At 71.8% G+C, this 26,008-nt stretch carries 28 protein-coding genes and 2 tRNA genes; 9 read left to right on the top strand and 21 right to left on the bottom strand.

Annotated features, from left to right (window positions below):
• Positions 1-112 precede the first annotated feature (112 nt).
• The 4 genes from ABT299_RS35625 to ABT299_RS35640 form a co-directional block, all read right to left on the bottom strand.
• A complete protein-coding gene (locus ABT299_RS35625; RefSeq protein ID WP_500253413.1) occupies positions 113-1,528 on the bottom strand; it encodes an MFS transporter in 1,416 nt (471 codons plus the stop codon).
• A 72-nt stretch (positions 1,529-1,600) separates the two neighbouring features.
• Positions 1,601-2,200, bottom strand: a complete 600-nt coding sequence (locus ABT299_RS35630) for a TetR/AcrR family transcriptional regulator (protein WP_387021950.1) — start codon at positions 2,198-2,200, stop codon at positions 1,601-1,603.
• Positions 2,201-2,295: 95 nt separating this feature from the next.
• Positions 2,296-2,880: a TMEM165/GDT1 family protein gene (locus ABT299_RS35635; RefSeq protein WP_500253414.1), complete on the bottom strand. Its 585-nt coding sequence runs from the start codon at positions 2,878-2,880 to the stop codon at positions 2,296-2,298.
• Positions 2,881-3,045: 165 nt separating this feature from the next.
• Positions 3,046-6,738 carry a tetratricopeptide repeat protein gene (locus tag ABT299_RS35640; protein WP_500253415.1) on the bottom strand — a complete coding sequence of 1,231 codons (3,693 nt, stop codon included), beginning with the start codon at positions 6,736-6,738 and terminating at the stop codon, positions 3,046-3,048.
• A 146-nt stretch (positions 6,739-6,884) separates the two neighbouring features.
• On the opposite strand from ABT299_RS35640, the gene ABT299_RS35645 reads away from it, so the two are divergent.
• Positions 6,885-7,121, top strand: coding sequence for a hypothetical protein (locus ABT299_RS35645; RefSeq protein ID WP_500253416.1), 237 nt, complete (start codon positions 6,885-6,887; stop codon positions 7,119-7,121).
• On the opposite strand, the gene ABT299_RS35650 is transcribed toward ABT299_RS35645, so the two are convergent.
• From ABT299_RS35650 to ABT299_RS35680, 7 genes are all read right to left on the bottom strand, one after another.
• Positions 7,111-8,178 carry a UDP-N-acetylmuramate dehydrogenase gene (locus ABT299_RS35650; protein WP_387022257.1) on the bottom strand — a complete coding sequence of 356 codons (1,068 nt, stop codon included), beginning with the start codon at positions 8,176-8,178 and terminating at the stop codon, positions 7,111-7,113. The genes ABT299_RS35645 and ABT299_RS35650 overlap by 11 nt on opposite strands.
• Before the next feature lie 72 nt (positions 8,179-8,250).
• Positions 8,251-8,676, bottom strand: coding sequence for a MaoC family dehydratase (locus ABT299_RS35655; RefSeq protein WP_190863936.1), 426 nt, complete (start codon positions 8,674-8,676; stop codon positions 8,251-8,253).
• On the bottom strand, positions 8,676-9,113 hold the full coding sequence (locus tag ABT299_RS35660; RefSeq protein WP_190863934.1) for a MaoC family dehydratase N-terminal domain-containing protein: 438 nt from the start codon (positions 9,111-9,113) through the stop codon (positions 8,676-8,678). Before ABT299_RS35660 ends, ABT299_RS35655 begins: the two co-directional genes overlap by 1 nt.
• A gap of 391 nt (positions 9,114-9,504) precedes the next feature.
• Complete coding sequence (gene rpmG, locus ABT299_RS35665; protein WP_026404241.1) at positions 9,505-9,669, bottom strand: 50S ribosomal protein L33; 165 nt, start codon at positions 9,667-9,669, stop codon at positions 9,505-9,507.
• A 117-nt stretch (positions 9,670-9,786) separates the two neighbouring features.
• Positions 9,787-9,860, bottom strand: a tRNA-Met gene (locus ABT299_RS35670).
• A 319-nt stretch (positions 9,861-10,179) separates the two neighbouring features.
• A tRNA-Thr gene (locus ABT299_RS35675) sits at positions 10,180-10,252 on the bottom strand.
• Between the two features lie 92 nt (positions 10,253-10,344).
• A complete protein-coding gene (locus ABT299_RS35680; protein WP_500253417.1) occupies positions 10,345-11,472 on the bottom strand; it encodes an acyl-CoA dehydrogenase family protein in 1,128 nt (375 codons plus the stop codon).
• A 66-nt stretch (positions 11,473-11,538) separates the two neighbouring features.
• On the opposite strand from ABT299_RS35680, the gene ABT299_RS35685 reads away from it, so the two are divergent.
• Positions 11,539-12,573, top strand: a complete 1,035-nt coding sequence (locus ABT299_RS35685) for a hypothetical protein (protein ID WP_500253418.1) — start codon at positions 11,539-11,541, stop codon at positions 12,571-12,573.
• Between the two features lie 79 nt (positions 12,574-12,652).
• Here ABT299_RS35685 and ABT299_RS35690 read toward each other — a convergent pair whose 3' ends face one another.
• The 4 genes from ABT299_RS35690 to ABT299_RS35705 form a co-directional block, all read right to left on the bottom strand.
• Positions 12,653-13,393, bottom strand: coding sequence for a protein phosphatase 2C domain-containing protein (locus ABT299_RS35690; RefSeq protein WP_500253419.1), 741 nt, complete (start codon positions 13,391-13,393; stop codon positions 12,653-12,655).
• A gap of 90 nt (positions 13,394-13,483) precedes the next feature.
• Positions 13,484-15,181 carry a TerD family protein gene (locus ABT299_RS35695; RefSeq protein WP_500253420.1) on the bottom strand — a complete coding sequence of 566 codons (1,698 nt, stop codon included), beginning with the start codon at positions 15,179-15,181 and terminating at the stop codon, positions 13,484-13,486.
• A gap of 111 nt (positions 15,182-15,292) precedes the next feature.
• Positions 15,293-15,658 carry a hypothetical protein gene (locus tag ABT299_RS35700; RefSeq protein ID WP_500253421.1) on the bottom strand — a complete coding sequence of 122 codons (366 nt, stop codon included), beginning with the start codon at positions 15,656-15,658 and terminating at the stop codon, positions 15,293-15,295.
• Positions 15,637-16,035 carry an ATP-binding protein gene (locus ABT299_RS35705; RefSeq protein ID WP_500253422.1) on the bottom strand — a complete coding sequence of 133 codons (399 nt, stop codon included), beginning with the start codon at positions 16,033-16,035 and terminating at the stop codon, positions 15,637-15,639. The genes ABT299_RS35700 and ABT299_RS35705 overlap by 22 nt, the downstream gene beginning before the upstream one ends.
• A 202-nt stretch (positions 16,036-16,237) precedes the next feature.
• Between ABT299_RS35705 and ABT299_RS35710 the strand changes: the two genes are divergently transcribed.
• The 5 genes from ABT299_RS35710 (at position 16,238) to ABT299_RS35730 (ending at position 19,174) form a co-directional block, all read left to right on the top strand.
• The gene (locus ABT299_RS35710; protein ID WP_500253423.1) at positions 16,238-17,032 is read left to right on the top strand and encodes a helix-turn-helix domain-containing protein; all 795 of its coding nucleotides are present in this window, start codon (positions 16,238-16,240) and stop codon (positions 17,030-17,032) included.
• Positions 17,033-17,037: 5 nt separating this feature from the next.
• Positions 17,038-17,208 carry a DUF397 domain-containing protein gene (locus tag ABT299_RS35715; protein WP_500253424.1) on the top strand — a complete coding sequence of 57 codons (171 nt, stop codon included), beginning with the start codon at positions 17,038-17,040 and terminating at the stop codon, positions 17,206-17,208.
• 114 nt (positions 17,209-17,322) lie between these two features.
• The gene (locus ABT299_RS35720) at positions 17,323-17,742 is read left to right on the top strand and encodes a DUF397 domain-containing protein (protein WP_500253425.1); all 420 of its coding nucleotides are present in this window, start codon (positions 17,323-17,325) and stop codon (positions 17,740-17,742) included.
• Positions 17,743-17,836: 94 nt separating this feature from the next.
• Positions 17,837-18,670 (top strand): SDR family NAD(P)-dependent oxidoreductase, encoded by an 834-nt coding sequence (locus ABT299_RS35725; protein WP_500253426.1) that lies wholly within the window; start codon positions 17,837-17,839, stop codon positions 18,668-18,670.
• 78 nt (positions 18,671-18,748) lie between these two features.
• The gene (locus ABT299_RS35730) at positions 18,749-19,174 is read left to right on the top strand and encodes a cupin domain-containing protein (protein WP_387021989.1); all 426 of its coding nucleotides are present in this window, start codon (positions 18,749-18,751) and stop codon (positions 19,172-19,174) included.
• On the opposite strand, the gene ABT299_RS35735 is transcribed toward ABT299_RS35730, so the two are convergent.
• Positions 19,171-19,584 carry a nuclear transport factor 2 family protein gene (locus ABT299_RS35735; protein ID WP_500253427.1) on the bottom strand — a complete coding sequence of 138 codons (414 nt, stop codon included), beginning with the start codon at positions 19,582-19,584 and terminating at the stop codon, positions 19,171-19,173. The genes ABT299_RS35730 and ABT299_RS35735 overlap by 4 nt on opposite strands.
• An 89-nt stretch (positions 19,585-19,673) precedes the next feature.
• On the bottom strand, positions 19,674-20,051 hold the full coding sequence (locus ABT299_RS35740; protein WP_500253428.1) for a MerR family transcriptional regulator: 378 nt from the start codon (positions 20,049-20,051) through the stop codon (positions 19,674-19,676).
• A 65-nt stretch (positions 20,052-20,116) separates the two neighbouring features.
• On the opposite strand from ABT299_RS35740, the gene ABT299_RS35745 reads away from it, so the two are divergent.
• The gene (locus ABT299_RS35745; RefSeq protein WP_500253429.1) at positions 20,117-21,337 is read left to right on the top strand and encodes an MFS transporter; all 1,221 of its coding nucleotides are present in this window, start codon (positions 20,117-20,119) and stop codon (positions 21,335-21,337) included.
• Positions 21,338-21,409: 72 nt separating this feature from the next.
• Here ABT299_RS35745 and ABT299_RS35750 read toward each other — a convergent pair whose 3' ends face one another.
• The 4 genes from ABT299_RS35750 to ABT299_RS35765 form a co-directional block, all read right to left on the bottom strand.
• Positions 21,410-21,889 (bottom strand): VOC family protein, encoded by a 480-nt coding sequence (locus ABT299_RS35750; protein ID WP_190863905.1) that lies wholly within the window; start codon positions 21,887-21,889, stop codon positions 21,410-21,412.
• Between the two features lie 86 nt (positions 21,890-21,975).
• A complete protein-coding gene (locus ABT299_RS35755; protein WP_500253430.1) occupies positions 21,976-22,215 on the bottom strand; it encodes a hypothetical protein in 240 nt (79 codons plus the stop codon).
• Between the two features lie 59 nt (positions 22,216-22,274).
• A complete protein-coding gene (locus ABT299_RS35760; protein ID WP_500253431.1) occupies positions 22,275-22,799 on the bottom strand; it encodes a hypothetical protein in 525 nt (174 codons plus the stop codon).
• Between the two features lie 152 nt (positions 22,800-22,951).
• The gene (locus ABT299_RS35765; protein WP_387022003.1) at positions 22,952-25,270 is read right to left on the bottom strand and encodes an MMPL family transporter; all 2,319 of its coding nucleotides are present in this window, start codon (positions 25,268-25,270) and stop codon (positions 22,952-22,954) included.
• A 72-nt stretch (positions 25,271-25,342) separates the two neighbouring features.
• On the opposite strand from ABT299_RS35765, the gene ABT299_RS35770 reads away from it, so the two are divergent.
• On the top strand, positions 25,343-25,978 hold the full coding sequence (locus ABT299_RS35770) for a TetR family transcriptional regulator (RefSeq protein WP_500253432.1): 636 nt from the start codon (positions 25,343-25,345) through the stop codon (positions 25,976-25,978).
• Positions 25,979-26,008: the final 30 nt, after the last annotated feature.

Below are 26,008 nucleotides of genomic sequence, written 5' to 3' on the forward strand. Positions count from 1 at the left end.
GCGGGGTGGGGGGGGGGGGGGGGGGGGGGGGGGGGGTTGGGTTCTGTGTCTTCGTGGGGGGCCGCCCCCCCCCCCCCCCCGCCCCCCCCCCCCCCCCCCGCGCCGGCGGGGTTCAGGCGGGCGTCTCGGCGGGCTCGGGGGCCTTGACCGGGACCTGCTCGGCGTGGGCGGGGAGTGCGGGGACGAGGAGCGCGGCGGCGGTTCCGGCGGCGAGGGCGGCGACGGCGAGCCAGAGGGCGGGCTGGAGGCCGTCGGTGAACGCCTGCGGGGTGGTGAAGTCGCCCCGGGCGGCGAAGACGGCGCCGAGGACCGCGATGCCGAGAACGGTGCCGAACTGGCGCAGCGAGTTGCTCACGCCGGACGCGACGCCGGCCAGTTCGGGCGGGGCGAAGCCGAGGACGGCGCGGGCGATGGGCGGGAAGAACAGTCCCATCCCGATGCCGGCGAGGACGAACGCGGGGACCATCTCGCCGTAGGAGGCGGTCGGCGACAGGACGGCGGCGAGCCAGCCGAGGCCGGCGGTCTGGAACGCCAGCGCGAGGGCCAGCACGTTGCGGACGCCGATGCGGGCGATGAGCGGCGCGGTCAGCGGGGCGACGAGCAGCGGCATGCCGGTCCACGGCAGGGAGCGGACGCCGGCGTCGAGCGGGCTCATCCGCAGGACGCCCTGCATGAACTGGATGAGCAGGAACGTGGCGCCGAACATGGCGAACGACATGATCAGCGAGAGGACGTTGACGAGGCTGAACCCGCGGCTGCAGAACATCCGCATCGGCAGGACCGGCTCGGCGGTGCGCAGTTCGCGGACGATGAAGGCGGCCACCAGCACGCCCCCGCCGATCAGGGAGCCGAGGACCTGCGCGCTCGTCCAGCCGTGCTCGTTGGCGCGGACGAGGCCGAGGACGAGGCCGAGGACGCCGCCCGCGATGAGCACGGTGCCGGCGAGGTCGAGGCGCTTGGCGGCGCCGCGGCTCTCGGTGAGGAACCCGGGGGCGAGGGCGAGCAGCACGGCGCCGACGGGGACGTTGATCCAGAAGATCCACTGCCAGGTGGCGGCCTGGGTGACGGCGCCGCCGAGGACGGGGCCGAGCGCGACGCCGAGGCCGCTCATCATGCTCCAGGCGGCGAGCGCGACGCCGCGCCGGGCGGGCGGCACGGCGGCGGCGAGCAGGGTGAGGGTGAGCGGCAGGACGATCGCGCCGCCGGCGCCCTGGACGGCGCGCGCCGCGATGAGCGTGCCGATGTTGGGCGCGAGCGCCGCGGCGGCGGACGCGGCGGTGAAGACGGCGAGGCCGGCGATGAACATCCGGCGGCGTCCCCACCGGTCGGCGATCGCGGCGGCGGGCAGCAGCAGGACGGCGAACGTGAGCGTGTAGGCGTTGACCGTCCATTCGAGGCCTTCGAGGCCGGTGCCGAGGTCGGTGCGGATGTCGGGGAGGGCGTTGGTGACGATGAGGTTGTCGAGCGCCACCATGAACAGCGCGATGCCGGTGACGATGAAGGTGCGGAGGGGGTGCGGCCGGTTCATTAGTTATCACTCACTAACTTCAGTGGGCAAGAAAAAGGGGATGGGGACGGCGGGTCGCCGATGCCGTCCCTCCTACGACTCCTCCTCCGGGACCGTGGCCGTCGCACCGAGATCGGCCCCGCGCAGACTCTCCGCCCAGTCGCGCAGCGACTCGGGGAGCAGGTGCTCGCCGGGGACGTACGGGACCTTGAACGCGGTGAGCACGTTGATCAGCATCCCGATGGACATGAAACGGGTGACCACCTCCGGCTCCGTGCCGGACACGTCGGCGACCAGCCGCCACAGGCGCGCCCACCGGGCGTGCCCGATCCGGCTGATCTCCTCGTCCTCCACGGCGGCGGCGTAGAGCTGCAACTGGAAGCGCAGGAGGTGCGGGTCCTCCTTGAGGAGGCCCCGGTAGGCGTCGGCCATCGCGGCGGTCGCGTCCTTGCCGCGGCGGCCGCCGGCCGCCTCCCGGAGCAGTTCCTCCAGGTCGGCGAAGCAGCGGTCGGCCGCGGCCAGGAACAGGGCGCGCTTGGTCGGGAACAGCCGGAACATGTACGGCTGCGAGACGCCGACACGCTCGGCGATGGAGGCGGTGGACGTGCCCTCGTAGCCGCCGCGCGCGAACTCGGCCATCGCGGCCTTGATCGCCATCTCGCGGCGCTCGCCGGCGCTCATCCTCGGGCTCATGGAGAGAAAGTTAGTGTCCAATCACTAACTTCGTCAAGGGGTGCCCCGAGAGAATGTCGCGGGAGAGTGTCGCGGGTCCCCCTGGGGACGCGGGCTCAGCCGGCGATGCCCTCGACCAGCAACAGCACGCCGAAGATCGCGAACCCGGCCGCCGCGCCGTATTTGATGACCCGCTCGGGCAGCCGCTTGCCCAGCATCTGCCCGACCACGATGGCCAGCGCGTCCGCCACGACCATCCCGACCGTAGAGCCGAGCCAGATGCCGGTCAGCCCGAGCAGGCCGCCGTGGTCGGCGGCGAGGGTGATCGTCGCCAGCATCGTCTTGTCGCCCAGCTCGGCGAGGAAGAACGCGGTGCCGACGGCCAGGATCGCCGAGCCGCTCGCCTTGCGGGCCTTGTCGCGCTCCTCGTCGTCCAGCTCATCGCCGCGCAGCGTCCACAGCGCGAAGCCGAGGAACGCCAGCCCCGCGAGGATCGAGATGGGACGGGTCGGCAGCGCGGCGCCGAGCACCGCGCCGACCACCACGCTCGCCAGGTGCACCAGCGCGGTCGCGGCGGTGATGCCGATCAGCACGGGCATCGCGCGGAAGCGCGTCGCGAACGTCATGGCCATGAGCTGGCTCTTGTCGCCGAGCTCCGCGACGAAGATCACGGCCAGGCTGACGATGAATGCGGTGACCACCGGGTCCCTCTCGCTCGGATGCCGGGCGGAGGGCGGGGGAGCCGTTTCGGGCGCACGACCTCGGCCCGGCATGGCTGCCGGGCCGAAGGTCTCGTCCGCCTCCTGCGGAGGCCCGCGCGACCAGGCGCCACCTGCGGCGCCAGCATGTCGATCACGCGATTGGGACTACTCCCCCTCGACGTCTCGCAGGCTATCAACCGCCCCGCCGACGACGTCAAAGCGAGGGCTCACGGCCTTCCGCCCTGCTCCCCCGCCTTCTGCCCTGCTCTTCGGCCTTCCGCCCTGCTCCCCCGCCTTCCGGCGGGCCTCGGCGAAGCCTTCGCGGACGCGGGCGGTGGTCCGGTGATCGGGCCCGAGGACCCGCTCGGCCTCGCCGAGGACCCGTTCGTACAGCGGCAGCGCCTCGTCGAGCCGCCCGGCGTCGCGGTAGAGGGCCGCGAGGTGGTTGCGCGCCGCCAGCGTTTTCGGGTGCGTCGCTCCCAGTGCCTCTTCGAGGTCGGTGAGAGTCCCTTCCAGGACGGAGATCGCCTCGGTCGCCCTGCCCGCCTCCTCGTACCCCGTGGCCAGGGTGGCGCGCAGGTGCAGCGTGACGGGGTGCGTTTCGCCCAGCGCGCGCGTGCTCTCGGGGAGGTTCCGTTGAAGGAGCGCGATCGCGTCAGCGCTCCGGCCCGCCTGTGCGTAGGCGGCGGCGAGGTTCGCGCAAGCGGTGAAGGTCTCGGGGTGCGCGCGGTCGAGCGCTGCGGTGCGTTCGGCGAGGGCCTGCTCAAAGAGCGCGACCGCCTGCTCCTTGCGCTCGGCGCGCAGGTAGGCGGCCGCGAGGTTGTTGCGGACGGTCAGCGTCTCCGGGTGCGTCTCCCCCAGCATCCGTTCGACGTCCGCGAGCGTGCGCTCCATCAGCGGGATCGCCTCGTCCGTCCGGTCCGCCTCCACGTACGCCGCGGCGAGGTCGTTGCGGACGCGCAGCATGTCCGGGTGCGCGTCGCCCAGCAGCCGTTCGCCGTCGGCGACGAGCCGCTCGCCCGGTTCGAGCGCCCGCACGGCCTCACCGTTCTCCAGCAGGCACCGCAACGCCCAGGCCCGCAGGCCGAGCATGCTTTCGGCGAGGCTCCGGTCCTCATCGCCGAGGTGAGGCGTCAGGTGCTCGTCGAGTGCGAACGCGTGCCGGGCGATGGCCGCGGCCTGCGGCCCCTGGAACAGAGGTTCGGGCAGGGTCGCGGCGGCGGCCCGCAGCATGTCGCAGGCCGCTCCCCCGAGGACGGTCATTCCGCCCTCGCGCGCGAGCCACTCCCGGACGGCCCGCCTGACCACCGGATGCGCGGTCACGACAGGAGCGCCGTGGTCGCAGTCCAGCAGGGCGGCGTCCGCCAGCCGCCGGATCGCGTCGTCGACCGCTCGCGGAGGGACGGCGTCAGCGGAGAACACGCCCTTCGATCCGGCGAGGTGGAGGAGTTCGCGGGGAACGCCCTCACCGGACGCCAGCGCGAGCACGCCCATCACGCGGACGCACAGGTCCGTGACGCCCGCCGTCGCCGCGGCGTCCAGGGACAGCAGGATCACCTGGCCCGCGCCGCTCAGGTACGGCTCCGGGTCTTCGTCCCCGCGGTCGTCCAGCCGGGCGAGGAACGCGCCGCCCTCGGTCCGCCACGCGTCCACGGCGAAGGCGCGCAGGCGTTGCTCCCTGAGCGTGTCGCCCGTTTCGGCCAGCTGCGTCATGAGCTGCGTGATGGCGTCGAACCGGCCGGCGCGCGCCGCGTCCCGGCACCACCCCCGCAGATCCAGAGCCTTGCCGCGGCCCATGAGGAAGACGGCCAGCGCGAGCAGATCATCCATCTGGCCATGGGCGGCGGCCCGCCGCAGGAGCTCCTCGGCCTCGGCGAGGTCGCCCCGTGCCGCGCGGAGAAGGCCGAGGTAGCGGATGGCGTTCAACGGGCCGCAGCGCTCCTCGACATAGTCGCCCGTGATCCACGAGAGTTTCGTCTCGTACGGTCCGAGCTCGAAGCGGAGGGTGGGGGCGAGCAGCGTCCGCCTCGCTTCTATCGGCCCGCTGTCCGCCGCCTTCCGGTACCACCGTTCGGCTTCGTCGAGGTCGCCCCTCTCCTCGTGGAACTCGCCGAGGCGGGCCATGGACTCGCCGTCCCCGAGCTCGGCCCCCCGCCGGGCCCAGCGTTCCGCCGCCGCCGCGTCCTCCAGCAGGTCGAACATGATCCACAGGTTCCGCGCGGCGTCGGGACGGCCGGCGCCGGCGGCGCGGACGAGCCAGGGCTCGGCGTCGGCCGCGCGCTCGGGGAACCGGTCGCCGGGGCCGTCGAAGAGGAAGAACGAGCCGGTCAGCGCCCACACCGCCGGGTCGTCCACGGACTCGGCCCAGCGCGCCTGCATCCGCCGGAAGACGTCCTCCCGGCCCGCTCTGCGCGCGGCCAGGGCGACGAGGTTGAGTTCTCGCGGGTCGAACCCGTCCAGCAGGGCGGTCCAGACGGCGTCCGGGACCGGTCCGAGGTCGTCGGCCCGGTCACGGGAGTCGGCCAGGTAGTCGAACGCCTTGTAGCGGCCGCCCTCGTGGCCGACCAGGCAGGAGCTCGCGCCGCGGACGCTCTCGGTCGCCCAGGCGAGGCCGTCCGCGACGCTCGCCAGGCCGGGGCGCTGGGCGTCGCGGGGATCGAGGTGGTCCTTGTACAGCCGCTCCAGGACCGCGAGGGGAAGCGGCGCGTGGCAGCCCGCACGGCGGCAGTGCACCGCCGCCGACGTCAGCGCGGCGCCCACGAGGGCCGCGCCGCCCTCGGCGGCCCGCCCGAGGCGCCACCGGTGCAGGATCGCCGGCCCGGCGCACAGGTACTCGCCGAACCCGCTCTCGCCGGCGTGGTCGAGGGCTTCGGCGATGCGGGCGTCATGCCGGAACGGCTCGGCGCCCTCGCGTTCGGCGTCGCTGAGGCCCGCGTCCAGCGTCAGGACGGCCGCCTGCGCCAGCAGCGCGCGGACGCTGCGGGCGAGCGTGTTCCCGGACGGTGACGACGCGGTGGTCAGGTCCAGCAGAGCCTGCGAGCGCGCGGTCGCGACGATCACCACGTCGGAGCGTCCGCCGGGGCACAGCCTGGAGACCAGTTGCTGGTCCGGTTGCTGGTCGACCTCCCCGGCGCCGAGGAAGCCGTCCAGGTCGTCGAGCCAGATGACCGTGTCCCGCAGTGCCGCTCCGGAGTCGGCGAGCGCGCGGAGCGCGGTCGCGTTGCGGGGCACCAGAAGGTCGTGCCCGGGGAACGCCCGGCGCATCGCCTCGAAGGCCGTCCTGGTCTTCCCCGCTCCGGACCGGCCGGAGATCACGATCAGCCCGCCTCGGCGCAGCAGCCCGTTCAGCTCCGGGTCGAGGTCTCTCGGCACGTACGGGGGCAGCTCGCCGGACGTCCGCCGAGACACCTGGATGGCGGGGTGCACCCCGAGGACCTCCGGGTCGGCCTCGTCGACGCGGGGAACGCGCTCGCCGGACGCCAGCAGGAAGCCGTTCCGCAGTACCGCTTCGATCGCGGCGCCACGGTCGTCGTCCCGCGGTTCTGGAACGCGGGCAGGCGCTTCCAGGTCCTGTTCCAGGTCGGTATAGCGCAGCCGCCAGCCGTCACGGTCGGCCAGGTCGGGCGGGAGCACCCGCCCCGCCCCCGCTTTCAGGCAGGCGTCCACGATCGCCTGCACCCGCTCCCACGGCGGGAGCTCCTTGATGTTGCCGTTGAGGAGGTCCGACATCGCCTGCGGGCTCACGTTCACCGCGCGCGCCAAGGCGACCTGTTTGAGCTTGGCCGCTTCTTGCAGCCGCCGCAGCCTCGCGCAGAAGCGGGCCAAGGGCTCCGGCGCGGTTCCCCTGGACGGCCCCACCGCCGAACCCCCTCCGGCGTCCGTCGAATCCGGTGCGCTCCGGAACGAGTGGCCTCCGCATACCACCTGACCTGCGGTGATCCGCAGTTCTCCGGAGTGCTCCGGAGCGGGAGCCGGACGGGGCGCGCTCGTTTCAGGATCGTGGCATGAAGCCTAAGTCGCCGACGGCCGGCCGGGCCAGGGCCGTAGCCGCACTGGCCGCGCTCGCCGCGGTTCCGCATCTGGCCATCGTGATCGCCGCGGCGGCGGCGCTGCTGGCGCTGCTGGTGTACCTCGGCATCGCGCTGCCCGCCGTCTGGTCGTCCAGTCCCGCGCGGCGCAGGGCCGCGAGTGCGGTGCTCGGGGAGGTCCTGGGCGTGCTGGGGCGTGCGTTCAGAGGGTGACGCCGACCATGACGGGCTCGTTCACCAGCTCCACGCCGAACGCGTCGCGGACGCCCGCGCGGACCTCCCGGGCCAGCTCCAGCAGGTCCTCGGTGGACGCGCCGCCGGGGTTCGTCAGCGCGAGCGTGTGCTTGGTGGAGATCCGCACCGGGCCGCGCGCGTGGCCCTTCGCGAACCCCGCCTTGTCGATCAGCCAGGCGGCGGACGTCTTGGTCCGCCCGTCCGGCTCCGGGTAGCGCGGGAACGCCGCGTCCGGGCCGAGCCGCTCGGCGACGCGGCGCTCCAGCGCGGCGAGCTGCTCCGCGGTGAGGATCGGGTTGGTGAAGAACGAGCCGGCGCTGCGCGAGTCGGGGTCGGCGGCGTCCAGGACCATGCCCTTGCCGCGCCGCAGCTCCAGGACGGCGTCGCGCGCCTCCTTCAGCGACACCCGCTCGCCGGGCTTCACACCGAGGCGCCTCGCCAGCTCCGCGTACGCGATCGGCTGCGACTCCTCCGTCTCGCGGAGCGCGTACGTCACGTCCAGCACCACGTACCGGTCGTTGCCCTTGAACACGCTGTGCCGGTAGGTGAAGCGGCACGCGTCGCGGTCGAGGGTGACGCACGCGCGCGCCTGACGGTCATACGCGCGGACTTCCACGATCGTCTCGCTGACGTCCTGCCCGTACGCGCCGACGTTCTGGATCGGGGTCGCCCCGACCCGTCCCGGGATTCCGGACAGGCACTCGACGCCGGCCAGCCCGTCCGTCACGCAGCGCGCGACGAACGGGTCCCAGTCCTCGCCGGCCCGCACCCGGACGAGGACGGTGTCGCCCTCGCCGGCGGTGCGCTCGACGCCGCGCGCGCCGACGTGCACCACGGTCCCGGGGAACCCGGCGTCCGCGACCACGAGGTTGCTGCCGCCGCCGAGCACCAGCACCGGCTCGCCCTCGTCGTCGGCCTTGCGGACCGCCGCGACGAGCTCCGCCTCCGACGTCGCCTCGACGAAGCGCCGCGCCGGACCGCCCAGCCGCAGCGTGGTGTACCCGGCCAGGTTCACCTCTTCCGCGAACACCGCCACCGTGCTGTCCCCTCCCCGTACGTGCACGTCCGCACCGGCCGGACGCCCGGCCGGTGCGTGCCCCGGCGCGCCTCAGGCGAGCCGGACGACGGCCTTGGCGCGCGTGAGGACCTTCTGGTCGTTCGACCGGGCGGTGAGCGCCACGACGACCTTGTTGTCGTCGAGCTTCTCCTCCACCTTGCCGCTGATCTCCAGGGTCGCGCCGCCCTCGTCGGGCACCACGACCGGCGTTGAGAACCGTACCCCGTAGTCCACCACGGCGCCCGGATCGCCGACCCAGTCGGTGACGTACCGGCCGCCCTGCGCCATCGTGAACATGCCGTGCGCGATCACGTCCGGCAGCCCGACGGCCTTGGCGAAGCTCTCCCGCCAGTGGATCGGGTTGAAGTCGCCGGACGCGCCCGCGTACATCACCAGGTTCGCGCGGTCGACCGGGTAGGTCTGCGCGGGGATCTCGGTGCCGACCTCGACGTCTGCGTAGTTCACCTTCGCGGTCATCAGGCCCCCCGCTCCACGATCGTGTTGTAGGACTTGCAGATCAGCTCGCCCTCGACGGTCTTCACGTCCGTCTCGATGACCATCTTCTCGTTGTTGCCGATCGACCTGATCTCGGTGATCGTCGAGGTGCAGGTCACGACGTCGCCGGCGCGCATCGGGCGGGTGTACTCGAAGCGCTGCTCGCCGTGCACGACCATCGCGTAGTTGAGGTTGAGGTCCGGGTCCGCGAGACCGGCGTTGCCGAGCGACACCACGATCGGGAACGTCGGCGGGGCGATGACGTCGGGGTGGCCCGCCGCCTTCGCGGCCTCGCGGTCGCGGTAGATCGGGTTGTGGTCGCCGATGGCGTCCGCGAACTCGCGGATCTTCACGCGGGAGACCTCGTACGGGTCGGTGGGTGGGAAGCTTCGCCCGATGAAGTCGCGGTTGAGTGCCATGCAGTCCGTCCCTCCAGGTCCCGGCGGGGTCGCGCGGCGGCGTCGCCCTCGTCCGAGCACATTTGCAACGTCTCGACGGACCGTAACAGAATGACGTTCAGCCCGCCCCCGCGGGTCTCACTCGCGGGAAACGGGCTGTGTTTCTTGCGATCCCGGCTCAGGGTGCTCGCCTGGCGGCTCGCACCCTGACCGTGCTCGGGCGAGCGCGACCTCGCTTCGCGAGCTTCCCGGCGAGGCTCGCCTTCGGCGTCGCCTCGCCGGTCAGATAACGCGCTCGCGTGCCGGTTCAGGTGTGCAACGGACCTGCGATGACCGGTTCGCCCTGGCCGACGATTCTGCTGCCTTGCCTGCGGACGGCGCGGGCGTGGCCGCGTGCCGTCCGGGCCGCTGGTTAGCGGGTCTCCCGGTGCGGGCGGTGGGTCCGGCAGTTGGGGCAGTACTTCTTGATCTCGAGGCGGTCCGGGTCGTTGCGCCGGTTCTTCCGCGTGATGTAGTTGCGGTGCTTGCACTCCTGGCAGGCCAGCGTGATCTTCGGCCGTACGTCGGTGGCAGCCACGATGGAGTGCCTTTCTGAGCTAGGAACATGGACTACGCATCCCGGCCGCCCGTGGAAGGGCGGCCGGAGATTCGACCCAGCCCTGCTCACCCCCGCGGGGGTGAGAGAGATGGGTAGTAGCGAGGGCCGGACTTGAACCGGCGACACAGCGATTATGAGCCGCTTGCTCTGCCTGACTGAGCTACCCCGCCGCGCTGGTCGGTGTGGACCGGTTAGCAAGGATACCGGATGCTCACCTGACCTCGGAAACGCGAATTCCCGGACCGTGATCGGGGAATCGGTGTTCCGCGGCCCCGCGGGCCGAACCCCAGAGTACCCGGTGGATGTGGGTGACCTGGCGAACGCCCTGCTGGAACCGGTGGGACGGTATCACAGGGCCCCGTTCGGAGCGAATCGGTCCGCGCCCGCCCGTCCCGGCGCGCGCGGAGGTTCCCCCGCGCGGGCGGACGGCGGCCCGGAACGACGAAGGCCGCCCTCCGAGCGTTCCGGATGGCGGCCGTGGTGCCGTTGAGCCCCTTTACGGAATCGAACCGTAGACCTTCTCCTTACCATGGAGACGCTCTGCCGACTGAGCTAAAGGGGCTTGCGTCGTTCGCGCAGGGAAAACGATACACGGACTCGGGACCGCGCGCGAACTGGATTGCCCGGGACTCCGCCGGCAGGCGTCTCCGCTGGTCAGCGCAGCAGGCTCCGGGCGATGACGAGCTGCTGGATCTGGCTGGTGCCCTCGTAGATGCGGAACAGGCGCACGTCGCGGAAGAACCGTTCGACGGACACGCCGCGCATGTAGCCCATGCCGCCGAAGACCTGGACGCCGCGGTCGGCAACGCGTCCGACCATCTCGGAGCAGAAGTACTTGGCGCAGGACGGGCCGAGTTTGGTGTCCTCGCCGACGTCGTAGGCGCGGGCGGCCTCCAGCACCATGGACCGTCCGGCGTACAGCTCGGCCTGGGAGTCGGCGATGAGGCCCTGGATGAGCTGGTACTCGCCGATGGCGCTGCCGCCCTGGCTGCGGTTCTTCGCGTACTCGACGGTGTCGTCCAGGATGCGCTGGGCGAGGCCGACGCAGAGGGCGGCGATGCTGAGGCGCCCGTGGGCGAGGGACGCCATGGCGGTGCGGAAGCCGGTGCCCTCGGGCCCGACCATCGCGGTCGCGGGGACGCGGACGCCGTCGAAGAACACCTCGGCGGTGTGGGCGCCGCGCTGGCCCATCTTCTGGTCGGCGGGGCCGACGCTGAGGCCCGGGGTGCCGCTCTCCACGAGGAAGGTGGAGATGCCGCGGGAGCCGGTGCCGCCGGTCCGGGCGAAGACCATGAAGACGTCGGCCTCGGGGGCGTTGGTGATGAACCGCTTGGCGCCGTCGATCACGTAGTCGTCGCCGTCGCGGACGGCGGCCGTGGACAGCGTGCTCGGGTCGGAGCCGGCCTCGGCCTCGGTGAGCGCGAACGCGCCGACGATCTCGCCGGACGCGAGGCGCGGCAGCCAGGCGGCCTTCTGCTCGTCGGTGCCGGAGTGCACCAGGACCTGCCCGGCGATGCCGTTGCTGGTGCCGAACATGGAGCGGAACGCGGGGCTGGTGTAGCCGAGCTCGAAGACGAGCAGGACCTCCTCGCTCAGCGACAGGCCGAGCCCGCCGTACTCCTCGGGCAGGGCGTATCCGAACAGGCCCATGTCCCGGGAGGTCCGCCGCAGCGGCTCCGGGATCTCGTCGGTCTCCTCGATCTCCTCCTCGCGGGGGACGACCTCGTCGCGGACGAAGCTGCGGACGGCCTTGAGCACGTCGGCGAAATCCTGTGGCTCCATGCCGACATTCTAGAATCAGATTCCACAATGTTCGCGCGGCGCCCCGGCTGTGCCAGGGTGATCTTCATGAGTGCGGCGTTCAACCAGATCGTCGACGAGATCGTCCGTGCGGCGCTCGTCGAGGACCGGTCCTTCGGTGACCTCCTCCCCCGGCTGATGCGGGAGGCGCAGGCGGTGCCCGTCGCCGCGAAGGCGGCGGCGCTGCCCCGGATGGCGGAGGGCATCCGCGAGGCGCCGGTGAACCTCGGCGGGTGGCTCGCGGTCGTGTCCGGCGCGTGGATCGAGGACGGCGCCGACCCCGACCCGGTCGGCCCCGCCGTCGTCCACCGGCTCACCGAGGCGACCGCGGCGGCCCTCGCGTTCGGCAACGCCTGGACGGAGGCGACCGGCGGCAAGCCGCCCGACATGCAGGAGGAGCAGCCCTCCCAGCAGGTCTTCGACACCGTCCGGCCGGTGCTCGGCGACGGCACCGTCACCGCGATGATGTCGTGGTTCGCGCTGCCGCAGTTCGCGATGGCGGCCAGCACCGTCCTGCAGACGTCCCCGGCCACCCGGACCGGCCTGGACGACCGCGACTTCCGCGCGTTCGCCGCCGGAAAGGCCGCCGAGTACCTGCCGCACATGGACCACGTCCAGGCGCTGCTGCGGGTGCTGGACGGCGAGCGGATCCTCGTCCTGGACCGCGCCACCCGGCACGGCTGGACGGTCACCATCGGCGGCATCGGCGACAACTTCCAGCTGCACATGCTGCTCGGCGGCGCTCTCATCGGGCGTCCCGGCTGCATGCCCGGCACCCCGCCGCCGGCCGAGATCGTCGCGTCCTTCCTGGACGCGGACGTCCCGCCGGGCCCGCCGATCGCCTCCAGCCCGTGGAACCTCGTCGACGCCCACGGCGAGTGGATCTACAACGAGGGCGTGCCCGCCGACATCCCGGCGGTCAACGGCACCCGCGTTGTCGTCCTGGACCCGCCGTCCTACGAGCGCACCTTCCCGGCAGGACGCCGGTTCCCACGCATGCCCGCGACCCTGCGCGTCGACGGCATGCACCTGCCGGACGACCTCGCGGGCTGGTGGTCGCACATCGCCCCGGCGACCCGCTGACCAGCCGGGCCGCTGACCAGCCGGGCCGCTGACCAGCCGGGCCGCTGACCCGGCGGGCCGCTGACCCGCTGATCGCGGCCTAGAAGCGGACGAGGACGGCGGTCGCGTCGTCGTGGCGTTTGCCCCGCGCGACCGCCTCCTCCGCCTCCTCCGCGGCCCGGGTCCGCCGGACCAGTTCGCGCGGGCCCTCGTCGTCCAGCACGCGCAGCAGGCCGTCCCAGTCCAGCAGGCCGAACCGCTCCACCAGCCGGGACGCGCCGTCGCTCAGGACCGCCGCCCGCCGCAGCCCCGCGGCGGGCACCTCGCCGGTCAGCCCCTCGTACGCCGCCTCCGGCTTCGTGCTCGCCACCCAGAACCCGCCCGGGCTGTTGCGCGCCTTCCGGACAGCGTCCAGCGTGTAGCTCGGCAGCCGGTCGACGCGGTCGTCCCGGACCACCCGGGCCTCCCCCACGTCCAGCACGATCGGCGAGTCCGCCAGCACGAACCACTCCACCGCGCCGCCGCGCCGCCGCAGCAGCGACACCGTCGCGGACGGGCTGTCCGGGTTCGAAAGGTCGCACGTGCCGGTGTGCGCCTCCCCGGTCACCTTGATCGCCTCGGCGACCAGGTCCGGCAGCGGCTTGCCGTCCTCCAGCGCCATCCGCGCCGCGATCTGCCCGCCGAGCCGCCGCACCAGCCACGCCGGGTCGTGCACGCAGCCGCTGTCCACCCCCGGCGGCGCCGTCGCCCCGTCCAGCAGCACGACCCACCCGGGCCCCGCCGCGACGAAGTCCTCGTTCGGCCGCCCCGGCGTCGCCTCGCTCGCATAACTCACCTGCACGAAGCCAGGTCTACCCGTTCGAACCCGACATGCCCGAAACGTCCACGAAACCCTCACCCTCCGTCCCGTGAACCTTGCCCTGAGCAGGGATCACTCGTCGACGGCGACGCCGAATCCGCGCGCCAGCTCCGCGAGCCCGAACTCGTGCCCCTGGCCGACCACCCGCAGCCGCCAGACGTCGCCGCGGCGGTAGAGCTCTGCGAGCAGCATCGTCCGCTCGCTCGTCCCCGCGTCGAGCGTCGCCTGGACGAACGCGCTCTCCGCGTCGTCCGGGCCCACCACCAGTTCGACGGCGCCGAGGTCGCCGAACGTCGCGTCGCCGTCGATCGCGGCCGCGACGGTGACCGTCCGCACGGCCTCCGGCAGCGCCGCGAGGTCCACGACGACCTGCTGCTCGGCCGGGCCGTCCGCCACGAGCCGCACCGACCCGTCCGGCGTCTCCGCCGCGTTGTAGAAGACGAAGTCCTCGTCGCCGGACACCTGGCCGTCCTCGTCCAGCGCGAACGCCACCACGTCCACCTCGCAGGACGCGTGCCGCACCCACGACGCCTCGACCGTCCACCGCCCGCCGCGAGGCAGGTCGACGGCCCCGCCGCGCGGCAGGACCCGCGGCCCCGCGCGCACCGGCCCGCGCTCGGGCGCCTCCAGCCAGCCCTCCTCGTGCACCGGGAGCTCCAGTTCGGCCACCCGTTCCATGCGGCGGTCGCCCCCGTCGAGGGCCACCACGTCGGTGACGCTCGCCGAAAGGTTGATCGCCGCCGCCCCGCCCAGTTCCACGACCCGTCCCCGCGCCTTGGACGCCTTCGGGTGGGTGCCGCCGAGCACGAGCACCCGCCGCCCGTCCAACGGCCGCGCGGCCTCGGCCTTCGGGACCGGCGCCCTGACCACGGACCGCGTTTCACCGTGCGGTGTGCCCGGACGCACGTCATCGAGCAGCCGCAGGAATGCGCGCTCATCGATGACGGGCACACCGTTCTCCCGCGCCTTGCGGGCCTTGGCCGTCGCGGAACCGCCGTCATTGGTCACGAGCACGCTGGTGAAACGGCTGACCGACGACATGACGTTCAACCCGGCGGCCGCGGCCCGCGCGACGAGTTCCTCGCGCGGAACATCCGTCTCGCCGGTGATGGCGATTTTCATGCCCTGGACGAGCGGCGCCCCGCCTTCGAGACGCCCCGGGCACCGGAACAAGCAGCGGACCTTCGGCGCGGACGGCCGGAAAACCCCGTTCTGCTTGGGCGGACACGCCACCAGCGGCAGCCGGACCCCCAGCCGCGCCGCCTCGTCGAGCGACCCCCGCAGCACCCCGGCGAGCGCCCGGACGTCCTCCCTCGCATCGTGCGCCCGCCCCATCCGCACGCCGTAATGCGCGGCCAGGGTGGCGAGCTTCAGATCGGACGTCGCCGGAGCCAGGCGCCGGTTGAGGGCGAGCGTGCACAACCTCGACTCGACCGGAAGGCTCTTGCCCGCCCGCATGAACTCCTGAGCGAGGAATCCGTAGTCGAAAGGCGCGTTATGCGCCACGAGAACCCGCCCTTTGAGCATTTCCGCGACCCGCTCGGCGACGTCACCGAACTTCGGCGACCCCTTCAGCCGATCGGCCGTCAGCCCATGAATGTGCACCGGCCCCGGATCACATCCCGGATCGAGCAGCGTCGAGAACTCCTCCCCCGGCCTCCCGTCCTTTCCGACCGTCGCCACGGCAATGGAGAGCACCCTGTGCTGGACGGCCCGGAACCCGGACGTCTCCACGTCCACCAACGCCCACTCCTGGGAGAACACGACCATGGCGAAACGCTAGGCATCCCCTCGCGCGAATTCGTTCCCCTGCCCACAACCGGTCACGGAACCCGGGGAAAACCCGGACCCGAAAGCGGCAATTCAGGCCGAGACCTCCGATCACCAGGTGGACGGGAACATGCGGTGTCTCAGGACGGCGTCCACCCGCACGGCCGCCGCTTCCGCGTCACCGCAGCGCGCGAGGAAGCGGCGCCCACCACCCATGTCCTCGAAGTAGCCCCACGCCCCGCCGGACGTGGCGTGGACACCGACCGCCACCCGCACGTGCCGGTGCCCGCGCCCGAACGCGAACACCCACAGCAGCAGCGGCCGGGCCGGCAGTTCCTCGGCGCGGTAGAGCTTCACGAACCGGTAGCCCTTCGCGAGGACGGCGACGGCGAGCAGATCGAGATGATGCGTCGCGGCGGCGCGACGCCCGGTGCGCCGCCGCAGGACGCACGGCCTCAAGGCGCGTAGGCCGCCCATACGACCTTCCCCTCCTCGACGAGCGGCCGGACACCCCAGTCCTGCACGAGCTGCGCCAGCATCAGCAGCCCCCGCCCGCTTGTCGCCTCGTAGTTCTCCGGACGAACTTCGGGCGTGCCCGCGCCCTGGTCCCAGACCTCGATCCGCACGAGCCCGTCCCGCACGTCCGGCAGGACGCGGACGACGATGTGCCCGAACCCCACGTGCTTGTAGCTGTTGGTCACCAGCTCGGTAACCACGACCCGTCCCACGTAGGTCTCCGCGATCCCCAGTTCTTCGAACCGCTCCACGAGGAAGCGGCGTGCCCGGCCCGGCGCCTGATCGGTCGGCGCGAGCACGAGAGCCGGTGACTCCGGCGTGAATGCTGCTGGCTCCATCGGTGTACGCCCTTCGAGCGCGAACGTCGGCGACCTCGGACGGCCCACACCACGAATCGGCAGATCCCGCCCTAAATCACTCTCTGTTATCGAACGAACACCATGAGGCCACAGAAACTCGTACGATGACAGGGCACCAAAAGAGCACTCACAAAACGCTAACTACTGCTGCCCTGACCGCTTACCTCCCGAAGGGGTCACCATGTCGACGCAGAACCGGATCAAGCCCGAGTTCCTGACCTTCGGCGCCGAGGTCAGGCGCCTCCGCAAGGCGGCCGGCCTTAACCAGCAGACCCTCGCCGACATGGTCAGCGTGACGCGCAGTTACGTCACGCAGGTGGAGTCCGGGCGGACGCGCTGCCGCCGCGACTTCGCCGCCCGCCTCGACCGGGCGCTCAAGTCCGGGATGACTCTCGTCGAGGCATGGGACGAGCTACTAGAATCGATCAAGTCGGACAAGTACCCCCAGTTCTTCGTCAACTTTCCCAAGACCGAGCAGTCCGCCATCATGATCCGCGCTTACGAGGAGCGACTGATACACGGCCTACTCCAAAAGGAGACGTACGCTCGCGTCCTATTGAGCGACGAAGATGCAGTCAAGAACAGAATGCGCCGACAGGAAATCCTGGACCGCAAGCCTGCTCCTATGATCTGCATCATTATGGACGAGTCAGTCCTCCACCGCGAGGTCGGAGGCCGGGAGGTGATGAGGGATCAACTGGAGCATCTACTCGAGTTGTCCTTCAAGGAAAATGTTCGGTTGCAGATCGCTCCCATTCGATATATCCGCAACGTCTGGGCATCGTTCGCCATAGCCACCCGGCCTGATCACAAGCAGGTCGGCTACACCATCAAGGCATGGGGAGGCGAGACCACCACAAACCAGGAAGAGATAGCTACGGTCAGCGAAACGTTCGTGATACTTCAATCTGAGGCCCTGAACGTAAGAGACACACGAGACCTTATTAGAAAGGTGATAGACGAGAGATGGAAATAACCGGGATGACGTGGCGTAAGTCCTCTCGCAGCAGCGAGCAGGGTGACAACTGCATCGAGATCGCGGACTTCGTCAAGGCGGTAGCACTGCGCGACAGCAAGGACCCCAACGGCCCCAAAATCATCGTGAGCCGCAGCGACTTCCGACACCTGGCCGAGACCCTCAAAAACATCTAGCCTGCACATAGAACCTTCTCCCGCATTGGCGAGGTGTTGGAGTTGAGTGACGTCGTCTGGCGCAAGGCTTCACGAAGCACGGCCGAGGCCGACAACTGCATTGAGGTTGCATCAATGCCGAGGTCCGAGCTGGCCTGGCGCAAGACGCGGCGAAGCAACGAGTCAGGAGACGACTGCGTCGAGGTCGCGTCCGTATCGGTCGCTGAGGACGCCTGGCGCAAGACGCTTCGCAGCCACGAGGAAGGCGACGCCTGCGTCGAACTCGCTGCGGTGCCGGGCTCCGCACTCACGTGGCGGAAGACGTCCCGCAGCCATGACGATGGGGACCAGTGCGTCGAGGTCGCCATGGTGCCGGGTTCTGAGCCAGGCTGGCGGAAGGCGTCGCGGAGCACTGTGCAGAACGACAACTGCGTCGAGGTGGCGGACGGGACGGGTGTCGTGGCGGTTCGGGACAGCAAGGACCCGGACGGCCCGATGCTCGTCCTCAGCCGCGGCGAGTTCCGGCACCTCACGGACGCCATCAAGCACCTCTAGCCCCCCACGACTCGACGCATGACGGCGGTGGTCGCCGCGCGGTAGACCGGGCGTGGGAACCGATCGGTGCCTGGCTGGGGCAGAGTATGCGGCTATGGGTCGTATCTCTGTTGTCACGGGGGCCAACCAGGGACTCGGGTTCGCTGTCGCCGAAGGGCTGGCGCGAGGTCTCGCCGCCGACGACGTCGTCTACCTGACGGGCCGCGACGCCGCCAAGATCGCGGCGGCCGCGGCACGCATCGCCGCGCCGGTCGCCGAAGTCCGCACCCGCGTGCTGGACGTGACCGAGGACGCGGCGGTGGCCGCGTTCGCCGACGAGGTGCGGGAGCGGCACGGGGGCGTGGACATCGTGTTCTCCAACGCCGCGGCGCGGCTGACCCCCGACACGCCTTGGACCGAGCTGGTGGGGCCGTTCGTGGACACCAACAATCTCGGCACCACGCGCATGCTGCGGTCGTTCTCCCCCATCCTGCGGCCCGGTGGCCGGCTGCTGGTGGTGGCCAGCGACTTCGGCACCCTGCGCAGCCTCCCCGCGAGCCTGCACGGACGGTTCGACACCGAGACGATGTCGCTCGACGACGTCGACGCCGCCATGCTGGCCTGGCGGGACGCGGTGACCGCCGGCACGGCCGCCGCTGAGGGCTGGCCCGACTGGATCAACATCCCGTCCAAGGTGGGGCAGGTCGCCGCCGTGCGGGTGCTGGCCCGCGAGCGCCGCGAGCGGGACGAGGCCGACGGCACGCTCGTCGCGGCGGTGTGCCCCGGACTGGTGGACACCGCGGCGTCGCGGCCCTGGTTCGAGAACATGGCCGAGGCCCAGACGCCCGAAGACGCCGCTGCCGCCCTGCTCCGGCTGGCTCTCGGCCCTTTCCGTCCGGAAGCCTACGGTGAGCTCGTGCAGTTCGGGGAGGTCCGCCCCTGGCGGTGAGGTCCTGCCGCAGAGCTTGATGACGCGAGCTCCCATTCGTCCAAGACTCGGGTGAGCCGGGGTGATTAGCGTCCGGGCATGACGACGAACCCGGACGGGCGGCTTCCCGTTCATCGGGCGCCCGGCGAGGGGCGCCACTACGCGATGGGGCGCATCAACGCGGTGTTCAAGGCGGACGGCGCGGAGACGGCCGACCGCTACTCGATCTCAGAGTGGTGGCTCGAACCGCACACCACGGGGCCTGGGGCGCACCACCATCCGGAGGACGACGTCTTCTACGTCCTCGACGGCACGATGACCTTCCTCATTGGGGACCGCTGGATCGACGCCCCGAAAGGCTCGTTCGTGCTGGCCCCCGGCGGCACGCCCCACGACTTCCAGAACCGCACCGGCGAGCGGGCCGGGGCGCTCAACATCTCCGTCCCCGGAGCGTTCGAGCCGCGGATGCCGGGCATCGTGGAGTGGTTCCTCCAGAACCCGCCCGGCGATCCGGCGGACGTCTAGTTCTCGCGGGTCCAGGCGGGCGTGATCCGCACCTCGCTGAGGCGCCAGCCCGCCGGGGTCCGCACCGCGGTGCAGTCCTGCCGCAGGCCGCCCGTGAAGTGGGGCGCCCGGCCGTCTCGGTAGTAGTACACGATCGAGTTGGACGAGGCGGCCGCCTGGTCGCCGTCGAGGTCCACCAGCAGGTCGGTGGTCGTGTGCTGGGTGCGCTGCCCCTCGACCTCCCCCTGCCGCATGAAGTCGACGACCTTGTCCAGGCCGCGGAGGTCGCCGCCGCGCGGCGAGTGCACCGCCACGTCGTCGGTGAAGACGGTGCCGGCGTCGTCCCAGCGCCCCTCGTCGAGCAGGCGGGCGAAGCGGGTGAACAGGTCGGTGATCTCGATGCGGTCGGCGGTCGGCGCGCTGGTGGGCATGGCGTCCTCATTTCATTGGCACGGCCAACATTGGTAGCACCAACTATATGCCCATTCGTTGGCCGTGCCAACAGTAGGCGCGAGGACGCTCAGGCGACGCCCGCGCGGGCGTGCGCGCGGACCTCGCCCAGGTAGTCGGCGATCGCGTCCCGGTTGCGGGCGAGGCACTCGATCCGCCGGGTCATGCGGTCGAGCTCGGCCTCCAAGGTCGCGAGCATCTCCGGTGTGGCGTCGGAGAAGACGATGTTCCGCGGCTTGTCGAGGCACGGCAGGATCTGCTTGATGATGCGGGTCGGTAGTCCCGCGTCCAGGAGCCCGCGGACCTGGAGGACGCGGTCCACGGTCTGCTCGTCGTAGTCGCGGTAGCCGTTCGCGCAGCGCTGCGAGACGATGAGGCCCTGCTCCTCGTAGTAGCGCAGGAGCCGCCGGGAGACGCCGGTCACTTCCGAGAGCCGACCGATGCGCATATGATCCACCTCACGCGGTGCCGGGTTGACCTTCACATGGATGTGAAGGTTTGACGATACCCGGCATGTCGACCGAGAGCATCGACCGGCCCGCCGATGCGCGGGTGCCGGTCCGCGAAGAGAAGCTTCCGATGGCCGCGCTGGCGGCCCTGGCCACCGCCGTCTTCATCACCAGCCTGACCGAGACGCTCCCCGCCGGGGTCCTGCCCGCCATGAGCGACGGCCTCCACGTCAGCGAGTCCGCGGCGGGCCAGGCGGTGACGGTCTACGCCGCCGGCACCGCCCTCACCGCCATCCCGCTGACCGCCGCCACCGCCGGATGGCGGCGCAAGCGGCTGCTCCTGGCGTCCATGGCCGGGTTCGCCGCGGCCAACACGGTCACCGCCGTCTCGTCCGACTACCCGCTGACCCTGATCGCCCGGTTCGTCGCCGGGGTGGCCGCCGGGCTCGCCTGGGCCCTCCTCGCCGGCTACGCCCGCCGCCTCGCACCGGCCCGCCTCCAGGGCAAGGCGGTCGCCGTCGCCATGTCCGGCATCCCGGTCGCCCTGTCCCTGGGCGTCCCGGCGGGCACCTTCGTCGGCGGGGCGCTCGGCTGGCGGTCGCCCTTCCTGATCATGACGGGCCTCACCGCCGTCCTGCTCGGCTGGATCGTCGCGACCGTCCCCGACCACCCGGGGCAGCCCTCGCAGGAGCGGCCCGGGATGCTGCGGGCGCTGACCGTCCCGGGCGTCGCGCCGGTCCTGTTCGTGACGCTCGTCTTCGTCCTGGCCCACACCATCCTCTACGCCTACATCGCCGCGTTCCTGAAGCATGTCGGCATGGGCGGCTCGACCGACCTGGTCCTGCTGGCGTTCGGGATCGCCTCGCTGGTGAGCATCTGGTTCACCGGGGCCCGCATCGACCGGCGCCTGCGCGCCCTCGCCGTCGCCAGCGTCCTGCTGGTCGGCGCGGCGGCGGGCGTGCTCGCCGTCCCCGCCCACGACGAGGCGCTCGTCTACCTGGCGGCGCTGCTGTGGGGCCTCGGCTGGGGAGGCGTCCCCACCCTGCTCCAGACGGCCGCCGCCGACGCCGGAGGCAGCGCCGCCGACGCCGCCCAGGCCATGCTGGTCACCGTGTGGAACGTCGCGATGGCCGCAGGCGGGATCGTCGGCGGGGTCCTGCTCGACGCGCTCGGCACGGCGTCCCTCCCCTGGAGCGTCCTGCTGCTCCTGGTCCCGGCCTTCGCCGCCGTCGCGGGCGCCCGCGTCCACGGCTTCCCGGCCGTCCGGCCGCGCGCGTCCGAGTGAGGACGCCATGGGCGCGGGCGACCCCGCCCGCGCCCCCGGCGCGCGGTTCGGCGCGCGGTTCGGTGCCGGTGCTCAGGACTTGCCGTCGAAGGCGTCCTGCAGCGCCTGGACGTCCAGCTTCTTCATGGCGAGCATCGCCTTGGTCGCCCTGGCCGCGCCCTCCTGGTCCGGCGAGACGATCATCTCGTGCAGCGCCCGCGAGTCGATCTGCCAGGACAGCCCGAACCTGTCCTTCAGCCACCCGCAGGGGCCCTCCTCGCCGCCGGCCGCGGTGAGGGTGCTCCACAGCTCGTCGATCTCCTCCTGCGAGTCGCAGGTGACGTGAACGGACACCGCCTCGTCGAAGGTGAACTGCGGGCCGCCGTTGAGGCCGATGAACTGCTGCCCGTCCAGCTCGAACATCACGATCATGACCGAGCCCGGCTCGCCCGGCCCGGCCTCGCCGTACGGCACGACGCCGGTGATCCGCGAGTTCTTCACGACGGACGTGTAGAACCGCGCCGCCTCCTCGGCCTGGCCGTCGAACCACAGGCAGGTGCTGACTTTCCCCATGTCCCCGCTCCTGACGGTCGTGGGTGGTCACTACCCAGGCAGACCGTCCCCATCCCCGGAACTCATCGCCGCGCCGCCCGCCCGTCTCACCAGTCCCGCCACCGGTCCGTGAGCGCGGACGGGTCGAAGCCGCCGCCGTCGGTGCCGTCGACCTCGTTCAGCGCGACGACCACGTGCTCGACGGCGGCCATGACGGCCTGGTCGGAGGTGACGTCCAGGGTGCCCAGCTCGGTCTCGAACGCGTGCAGCGCCTGGTCGACCCGCTCCAGGAACGCGTCGGAATGGACGCCGAGCGGCCGCCAGCTCTCGGTGGGGCGGGAGATCATGCCGGAACGGTAGCGACCACCTCCGACAGCGCGCCCGCCCGGACCGGGCCGCGCGGGCGTCAGGCCGGGGAGCCGTACGGGCTGCTCATCAGGGCGAGGACGGCGGCGAGGATCGCCACGGAGAGGACGGCGACGATCCAGGCCACCGCCAGCCGGTCCGGCTTGTCCTTGGCGTTGGGCTGCTGCTCCCGGGTGTCGGACTTCTCCCTGGTGCCGGGCTGCTCCCGGGCGTCGGACTGCTCGCCGGTGTCGGGGCGCTCCCGCTGCGCGAGGTACGCCCTGAGCATCCGGCCGCGCACGGGGAAGATCGCGATCGGGATGGCGGCGAACGCGACGCTGAACAGGAACAGCATCGGCGACGACGGCCCGGGGCGGAGCAGGCTCGTCGCCAGAACGCCCGCGGCGAACAGCGGCGTCCGCACGTAGAACGCCCGCTTGCCGCGGCCGCTCCGCCCGGCCCACTCGGCGCGCACGTCGTCCGGGATGTCCAGCCCGGCGGGCAGGGCGCGGATGCCCAGCATGAAGAACGCCGTCGCGGCGATCGCGATCGCCCACCAGCCGGGCTCGGGGATCGAAAACAGCATGTCGTCTCGTCTTCTGCCGTCGCGGTCGGCGACGGGTGCGGAGGGGCGGATCCGGACGCGCGCGGCCCTCCGGTGGGAGCGGTCCGTGCGATTCGCCCGGTCAGACCTTGATTATCCCGTATTGATCACGGTGCGGGACGGCCGCCCGGCGGTCACGGGATGGCTTCGAGTTCGAGCTGTTCGGCGACGGGCGCAGGGGCCGGGGCGGGCGGGGGCGGCGGGACGGGACGGCCCCGGCCGGGCCACCACCAGTTCGCGTGCCCGAGCAGGCTCATCAGCGCGGGGACCAGGACGAGCCGGACGACCGTGGCGTCCACGGCGACGGCGACGGCGAGGCCGAGCGCCATCATCTTGACGGTCGGGTCCGGCTGCGGGACGAACCCGGCGAACACGAAGATCATGATGAGCGCGGCAGAGGTGATCAGCCGGGCGGTGGCGCCGATGCCGATCACCACGCTCTCGTGCGGGTCGCCGGACCGCTCGTACTCCTCCTTGATCCGGGACAGCAGGAACACCTCGTAGTCCATGGACAGGCCGAAGATCAGCGCGAACATGAACAGCGGCACGAACGACATGATCGGGATGGCCTGGTCGACGCCGAGGAGGTGGACGCCCCAGCCCCACTGGAACACGGCGGTGACGACGCCGAACGAGGCGCCGATCGACAGCAGGTTCATCAGCGCGGCCTTGATCGGCACGACGATCGAGCGGAACGCGATGACCAGGAGCAGCAGCGCGACGCCGACGACGGCGATCACGACGGTCCGCATCCGGGACCCGACGGTGTCGGCGAGGTCGATGATCGCGGGGTTCTCGCCGCCGAGGTAGACCTTCGCGCCGGGGTGCGCGTCGCGGACGGCGGGGATCGCGGTGTCGCGGAGCCGGTGGACGAGGTCGGTGGTCGACTGCTCGTGGGGGGCGTCGCGGGGGACGACCAGCAGCGTCGCGGTGGTGCCGATGACGACGGGCTCGCCGACGGACACCACGCCCGGCACCGCGGAGATGCGCTGCCGGAGCTCCTGGGCGATGAGCGTGGCCTGCTTGTCGGGCTTCTTGCTGAGGTCGGGGGCGCCCTTCACGGCCGGTGCGGCGGGCGCGGGGGACGCGGGCGCCTCCGTGGCCGGGCCGGTGAGGCCGCCGAGGCCCTGGGGGCCCTTCACGACGGGCGGCTTGCGCTTGGCGGTCCGTTCCGGGCCGGGCGCCTCCGCGACGACGACGAACGGGCTGTAGTGGCCGGCGCCGAACTCCCGCGCGACGATGTCGTACGCCTGCCGCGCCTCCAGCTTCTTCGACGACATGCTGTCGGCCATCACGCCGAACCGCAGGCTGAGGGTCGGCACGGCGAGGGCGAGCAGGACGAGGGTCGCGACGATCGCGTACGGCCAGGCGTGCCGGTCGACGTGCCGGCCCCAGGCCGTCCAGCGGGCGGACGAGCGGTCGGGCCGGACGCGCGGCAGCCGGTACCGGTCGATGCGGGGGCCGAGCGCGCCGAGCACGGCGGGCAGCAGGGTCAGCGACGCCGCCACCATGATCGCCACGGCGACGGCGGTGGCGAGCCCGATCCGGCCGATGAACCCGACGCCGGACAGGAACAGCCCGCAGATCGCGAACACGACCGTCCCGCCGGCGAACACGACGGCGTGGCCGGAGTGCGCCATGGCGCGCCCGACGGCGGTCTCGGTGTCGTCGCCCTCGGCGAGCTGCTGCCGGTAGCGGGTGACGATGAACAGCGCGTAGTCGATGCCGGCGCCGATGCCGAGCATCGCGGCGACCTCCGGCGCGGTCGGCGCGACCTGGAAGAGCGACGCGGAGAAGTGGATCAGCGAGTAGGCGACGGCGAGCCCGCACAGCGACACGATGATCGGGATGCCGGCGGCGAGGAACGACCCGAACGCGAGGAGCAGCACCAGCACCGCCAGGAAGAGCCCGGCGCCCTCCTGCGGGCCGGTCTTCGGCTGGTTGAGGAGCATCGCGGCGATGCCGCCGAACTTGACGTCCAGCCCGGTCATCCGGGCGGGCTCGACGGCCTCGCGGAGGCGGCCGAGGTCGGCGGCGGTCAGGTCGCTCATCGTGCCCTTGAAGTTGAGCTGGACGACGACGGCCTTGTCGTCCTTGAGCCCGCCCATGCCGGAGGCGTACGGGTTCTGGACGAACGCGACCCGGTCGAGCCTGCCGATGTTCTCGATCGACTGGCCGATGGTGAGGGCGACGCGCCAGTCCGCCGGGCTCGCCTCCGGCGTCTGGGCGAACACGACCGTCGCGGTGGGCCCGGTCTGCGCCGGGAAGTCCCGGGCGAGGGTGTCGATCGCCTGCTGGGTCTCGGTGCCGGGCAGGCTGCTCTGCTGGACGAACATGCCGCCGTGCATGAGGCCGAGGACGCCGGCGCCGAGCATCAGCGCGAACCAGAGCTCGAAGACGGCGCGCCGCCGGCGCACGCACAAACGCCCCAGAGCGTCCAGGAAACGGGCCATGCTCGCAGAAGAGCATGTCTCCGTGCATATTTGCAATAGATGCAACTTTGCAGTCATGGTAACGTCCGTCACATGGACGAGCGGACCGGCCTGCGCGAGCGCAAGAAGCGCCGCACCCGGCACGCCATCGCGACCGCCGCGCTGCGGCTGTTCGCCGAGCGCGGCTACGAGGAGACGACGATCGCCGACATCGCCGCCGCCGCCGACATCGCGCCCCGCACGTTCTTCGGCTACTTCCCGAGCAAGGAGGACGTCGTCTTCGCCGAGGTCGACGACCGGCTCGCGGAGGTCGCCGAACGCCTCGCCGACCGCATCCCCGACGAGTCCCCCATCCAGACGATCCGGCGCGGCGTCGTCGACGTCCTGGAGGCGATCGTCAGCGAGCACGGCGAGTACGGCGCCGTGCAGGTTTCGCTGGTCCTCGAACGCCCTGGCCTGCAGGCGCGCGCGCTGCAGCGCCTCACCGACACCCAGGAGAAGATCGAGGGCCTCCTCCACGACCTGTGCCCCGACATAGACGAGATCGACGCCGCCGCCGCGGCGGGCATCGCCGTCGGCGGTATGCAGGCCGTCGTGGTGCACTGCCGCCGCCACGGCTACGACCCGCTCTCGATGCGGACGGCCCTGGACCGCGCCGTCACCATCATCGAGAACGGCTTGGTCACCGTGGACACGCTGAACCGGCCCTGGGACGAGCCGTCCCCCTAGAACGTCGGGCACCGGGAGCGGAGGCGCCCG

Origin of the sequence: Spirillospora sp. NPDC000708, assembly GCF_040299565.1 — a bacterium.
Taxonomy (GTDB): domain Bacteria; phylum Actinomycetota; class Actinomycetes; order Streptosporangiales; family Streptosporangiaceae; genus Spirillospora.